The following is a 4,454-nucleotide window of genomic DNA, read 5'->3' on the forward strand; positions in this document are numbered from 1 at the left end:
TGGCATGCGGCGGCGGCGGCGGGCGTTCGCCCAGGCGCAGGCGCAGGCGTTCCAGGCGGCCGTCGCTGTTGCGGTAGAAGCGCACCTGGTCCGGCGCCACTTCCAGCCAGTGCGCCATCAGCCGTTCCACGTTGCGGTCGCGCACCTGGTCGCGCGCCGGCAGCGGCGCATGGGCGGTGTCCTGCACCTTGAGGGTCTGGGTGCCGGCCGGCATGCGCGTGCTGAGCAGGGCGATCACCTCCGGCGGGTGCACCGGCATCTCGTAGACCGGCGTGCGCAGCACCAGGGCGATGCCGATCAGCTGCGCGGTGAGCAGCGCCACCACCAGCAGCAGGAAGGCGCGGGCGAAGATCGGCACGCCGCGGCGGGCGCGCGTGGGCCCGCTCACAGGCGGGCGACGCTCGGCAGCAGCATGTAGCCCTCGTTGCGCACGGTGCGGATCAGTTCGGTCTGCACGCGCTCGTTGATCTTGCGGCGCAGGCGGCTGATCTGGCTGTCGATGGCGCGGTCGTAGACCTCGGTGTCGCGGCCGCGCGCGTAGTCGAGCAGCTGGTCGCGGCTGAGCACGCGCTGCGGATGCTCGACGAAGGTGCGCAGCAGCGCGAATTCGCCGTCGGAGAGATTGATGAAGATGCCGGTGGGATCGCGCAGGTCGCGGCGGATCACGTCCAGCCGCCAGCCGGCGAACTCGTAGACGTTGCCGCGCGCTTCCGGCGGCAGCGTCGCCGCCTGGCTGCGCCGCAGCAGGGCGCGCACCCGTGCCAGCAGCTCGCGCGGATTGCACGGCTTGGCCAGGTAGTCGTCGGCGCCGACTTCCAGGCCGATGATGCGGTCGGTGTCGCTGCCCAGCGCGCTGAGCATGATCACCGCCGGCGCGCCGCGCTCGCTGGCGAGCTGGCGGGCGGCACTGAGGCCGTCCTCGCCGGGCATCATCACGTCCAGGATCACCAGGTCCGGCTGGCGCTCGGCCATCCGCAGGCGCATCTCCGCCACGGTCTCGGCGGTGTCCACCTGATAGCCGTGGTCGCTCAGGAACTCGCTGATGAGTCGGCGCAGATCCGGATCGTCGTCGACGACCAGAATGAAGGATTTCATGTCCACGATCTTGAAGGGCGGCCACACGGGGATTCGCCCAGTCTAGACGTGGCCGCGGCTGCCTGGAACTGGGGGCGGGCAGGGACGGGGCCACCGGCACCGGGGCCCGTGCATGAACGCATGGCCATCATAGGCAGCACCGGCGGCGCGAACATGGCGGTTTCGTGTCCTGGGCCGACACGCATTGCCATGCGCCGGCACCCGCGCGGCGGGGCGTCCGGCCGCGCCCGGGTCGGCCAGGATGGGTGGAGTAACGGCGCGGGCGTTTTCTTTTTTCGATGGCAGGGATACTATCCCCCAGTATAGTTCCCGAGTCCCCGCCACATGCCGCACGCCCCGCACGAAAAGAAGCGCGTCCTCGCCCGCATCCGCCGCCTGCGCGGCCAGACCGAGGCGTTGGAACGCGCGCTGGAGGAGGGGACGGACTGCGCTGCTGTGCTGCAGCAAATCGCCGCCATCCGCGGCGCGGTCAACGGCCTGATGTCGGAAGTGATGCAAGCGCACGTCCGCGATGAATTCGGCCATGCCGCCACCTCCGATGCGCAGCGCGCCGCGCGCGTGCGCGAGATGGCCATGCTGGTCCGCTCCTACCTCAAATGATCCCCACCCCACGCCCATTCCGTCAGCCAGGAGAAATCGCATGAAGTCCCGAGCCGCCGTCGCTTTCGAAGCAGGCAAACCGCTGCAGATCGTGGAGATCGATGTCGAACCGCCGCGCCAGGGCGAAGTGCTGGTGCGCATCACCCATACCGGCGTGTGCCATACCGACGCGTTCACGCTGTCCGGCGACGATCCGGAAGGCATTTTCCCGGCGGTGCTCGGCCATGAGGGCGGCGGCATCGTCGAGGCGGTGGGCGAGGGTGTGACCAGCGTCAAGGTCGGCGACCACGTGATCCCGCTGTACACGGCCGAGTGCCGCAAGTGCAAGTTCTGCCTGTCCGGCAAGACCAACCTGTGCCAGGCGGTGCGCGCCACCCAGGGCAAGGGCCTGATGCCCGATGGCACCACCCGCTTCTCCTACAACGGCCAGCCGATCTACCACTACATGGGCTGCAGCACCTTCAGCGAGTACACGGTGGTGCCGGAGATCTCGCTGGCCGTGGTCAACCCCGAGGCGCCGCTGGAGAAGGTGTGCCTGCTCGGCTGCGGCGTCACCACCGGCATCGGTGCGGTGCACAACACGGCCAAGGTGAAGGAAGGCGACAGCGTCGCGGTGTTCGGCCTCGGCGGCATCGGCCTGGCGGTGATCCAGGGCGCGGTGCAGGCCAAGGCCGGGCGCATCCTGGCCATCGACACCAATCCGGGCAAGTTCGAGCTGGCGCGCAGCATGGGCGCCACCGACTGCATCAACCCGAAGGACTACAGCAAGCCGATCCAGGAAGTCATCGTCGAGCTGACCGACGGCGGCGTGGACTTCAGTTTCGAGTGCATCGGCAACGTGCACGTGATGCGCTCGGCGCTGGAGTGCTGCCACAAGGGCTGGGGCGAGAGCGTCATCATCGGCGTGGCCGGCGCCGGCCAGGAAATCAGCACGCGCCCGTTCCAGCTGGTCACCGGCCGCGTCTGGCGCGGCAGCGCCTTCGGCGGGGTCAAGGGCCGCACCCAGCTGCCGGGCATGGTGGAGCAGGCGATGCACGGCGAGATCGATCTCGATCCGTTCATCACCCACACCCTGCCGCTGGACGAGATCAACGAAGCCTTCCACCTGATGCACGAGGGCAAGTCGATCCGCACCGTCATCCACTTCTGACCGCAGGTCAGTCCGGCGCGCGGCCGTTTCCGCGCATTGCAGCGACGCAACGAACCCGGGAGGGGGCAAGATGAGTACTGTGACGATTCATCCGTCGGTGGATGCCGGCGTGCGTGCCGGCGCGGAGCAGTTCCAGGGCGGTACCCTGGAATGCCATTGCGCCAGCGACAAGGTGGTGGTGGAAGTTGGCGCGCAGACCGCGCACAACCACGCCTGTGGCTGTACCAAGTGCTGGAAGCCGAAGGGCGCGACCTTCTCGGTGGTGGCGGTGGTGGCGCGCGACAAGGTCAAGGTGACGGCGCACGAGGAGAAGCTGAAGGTGGTGGACGAGAGCGCGACCATCCGCCGTCACGCCTGCACCGGCTGCGGCGTGCACATGTACGGCCGCATCGAGAACACCGAGCATCCGTTCTACGGCCTGGATTTCGTACATACGGAACTGTCGCCGCAGCAGGGCTGGTCGGCGCCGGGGTTCGCCGCCTTCGTGTCGTCGATCATCGAGAGCGGCACGCGTCCGGAGGCGATGGACGGGGTGCGCAACCGCCTGCGCGAACTGAAGCTGGAACCGTACGATTGCCTGTCGCCGCCGCTGATGGACGCGATCTCCACCCACGTGGCGCGCAAGAACGGCGTGCTGCACTGAAGCCCGCTGCCGCGCGCGTCGCCGGTCGACGCGTCGCGGCACCCCGCCTGCGGCCGGTCGCGGCCGCAGGCCCTCTTCCCGGAACTGCCCATGGAACGTATCGAACACCACGCCTGCTGCGGCGGCTGGCAGGACGTCTATCGCCACGACTCGGCTGTGCTCGGCTGCCCCATGCAGGTGGCCGTGTACCTGCCGCCGCAGGCCGAGCACACCACGCTGCCGGTGCTGTACTGGCTCAGCGGCCTGACCTGCACCGAGCAGAACTTCATCACCAAGGCCGGTGCGCAGCGCTATGCGGCCGAGCATGGCGTGATCCTGGTCGCGCCCGACACCAGCCCGCGCGGCGAGAGCGTCGCCGACGCCGAGGGTTACGACCTGGGCAAGGGCGCCGGCTTCTACGTCAACGCCACCCAGGCGCCGTGGGACGCGCACTACCGCATGTACGACTACGTGGTGCAGGAACTGCCGGCGCTGATCGAGGCGCAGTTCCCGCACAACGGCCGGCGCGCGATCAGCGGGCATTCGATGGGCGGCCACGGCGCCCTGGTGATCGCGCTGAAGAATCCCGGCCGCTACCGCAGCGTGTCGGCGTTCTCGCCGATCGTGGCGCCCACGCAGGTGCCGTGGGGCGAGAAGGCATTCACCGCCTACCTGGGCGAGGACCGCACGCAGTGGCAGGCCTACGACGCCAGCGTGCTGATCGGCAGTGCCAGCGAGCGTCTGCCGCTGCTGATCGACCAGGGCGGCGGCGACGAGTTCCTCGAGAAGCAGTTGCGCCCGCAGTTGCTGCAGGCCGCCGCCGAGGCCGCCGGCTACCCGCTGACCCTGCGCGTGCAGCCCGGCTACGACCACAGCTACTACTTCATCGGCAGCTTCATCGGCGAGCACATCGCCTTCCACGCGCGCGCCCTGCAGGGCTGAGCGCGCTCCACCGGCGGCCGCGCGACGCGGCCCGCCGGGCAGGGG

At 69.4% G+C, this 4,454-nt stretch carries 5 protein-coding genes and 1 pseudogene; 4 read left to right on the forward strand and 2 right to left on the reverse strand.

The annotated features are described in order from the left end of the window. Positions 1-388: pseudogene (locus D180_RS08985) on the reverse strand (two-component sensor histidine kinase); the annotation flags it as partial. Further along, entirely contained in the window at positions 385-1,101 is a 717-nt protein-coding gene (locus D180_RS08990) for a response regulator transcription factor (RefSeq protein WP_026143454.1), read from the reverse strand. The gene D180_RS08990 and the pseudogene D180_RS08985, both read right to left, overlap by 4 nt. A 318-nt stretch (positions 1,102-1,419) precedes the next feature. On the opposite strand from D180_RS08990, the gene D180_RS08995 reads away from it, so the two are divergent. The 4 genes from D180_RS08995 to fghA all read left to right on the forward strand — a co-directional run bounded on the left by D180_RS08995 (position 1,420) and on the right by fghA (position 4,409). After that, positions 1,420-1,695: a metal/formaldehyde-sensitive transcriptional repressor gene (locus D180_RS08995; RefSeq protein ID WP_017908003.1), complete on the forward strand. Its 276-nt coding sequence runs from the start codon at positions 1,420-1,422 to the stop codon at positions 1,693-1,695. 40 nt (positions 1,696-1,735) lie between these two features. Further along, a complete protein-coding gene (locus D180_RS09000; protein WP_017912530.1) occupies positions 1,736-2,845 on the forward strand; it encodes an S-(hydroxymethyl)glutathione dehydrogenase/class III alcohol dehydrogenase in 1,110 nt (369 codons plus the stop codon). Between the two features lie 70 nt (positions 2,846-2,915). Next, a complete protein-coding gene (gene gfa / locus D180_RS09005) occupies positions 2,916-3,488 on the forward strand; it encodes an S-(hydroxymethyl)glutathione synthase (RefSeq protein WP_043090701.1) in 573 nt (190 codons plus the stop codon). Positions 3,489-3,578: 90 nt separating this feature from the next. After that, entirely contained in the window at positions 3,579-4,409 is an 831-nt protein-coding gene (gene fghA, locus D180_RS09010) for an S-formylglutathione hydrolase (protein WP_017912532.1), read from the forward strand. The last annotated feature ends 45 nt before the right edge of the window (positions 4,410-4,454 follow it).

Origin of the sequence: Xanthomonas sp. SHU 166, assembly GCF_000364685.1 — a bacterium.
Lineage (GTDB): Bacteria > Pseudomonadota > Gammaproteobacteria > Xanthomonadales > Xanthomonadaceae > Xanthomonas_A > Xanthomonas_A sontii.